This window comes from Streptomyces actinomycinicus, assembly GCF_016741775.1.
Classification (GTDB): domain Bacteria; phylum Actinomycetota; class Actinomycetes; order Streptomycetales; family Streptomycetaceae; genus Streptomyces; species Streptomyces actinomycinicus.
The window spans coordinates 1-604 of sequence record NZ_JAERRK010000074.1 but is presented as its reverse complement, the minus strand read 5'-3'; the positions used below and the strand labels follow the sequence as shown (position 1 = coordinate 604).

1 protein-coding gene is annotated in these 604 nt (G+C 66.1%); it reads right to left on the bottom strand.

Annotated elements, in window-relative coordinates:
- The coding region (locus JK359_RS38545) for a condensation domain-containing protein (protein ID WP_201844397.1) at nt 1–604 on the bottom strand (604 nt) is incomplete at both ends.

Here is a 604-nt window from a genome sequence, read left to right as displayed (position 1 = left end):
GTGGGTGGGTCGTAGAGGTCGGTGGAGTATTCGACGGCGCCGGTGATGCCTTGTGGTTCGCCGTGGGGTCCGCGTTGTTCGGTGAGGCTGAAGAAGAGGTCGAATTTGGCGGTGTGGGTGTGGCCTGGGGTGATGTCGATGTGGAGGCCGGGGAGGTGGAAGGTGGCTTGGGGGGTGTTCTGGAGGGCGAGCATGGTTTGGAAGAGGGGGTGGTGGTTGAGGGTGCGGGTGGGGTTGAGGTGTTCGACGAGGTATTCGAAGGGGACGTCTTGGTGGTGGTAGGCGTTGAGTGCGGTGGTGCGGACGCGGTGGATGAGTTGGGTGTAGGTGGGGTTGCCGGTGGTGTCGGTGCGTAGGACGAGGGTGTTGACGAAGAAGCCGATGAGGTGGTCGAGGTTGTGGTCGGTGCGTCCGGCGATGGGGCTGCCGAGGGGGATGTCGTGGCCGGCGCCGAGTCGGGTGTGGAGGGCGGCGAGTGCGGCTTGGAGGAGCATGAAGAGGCTGGCGCCGGTGGTGCGGGCGAGGGTGGTGAGTCGTTCGTGGAGGGGTTGGGGGATGGTGACGGTGAGGTAGTCGCCGCGGTAGGTGGTGTGGGTGGGCCGGG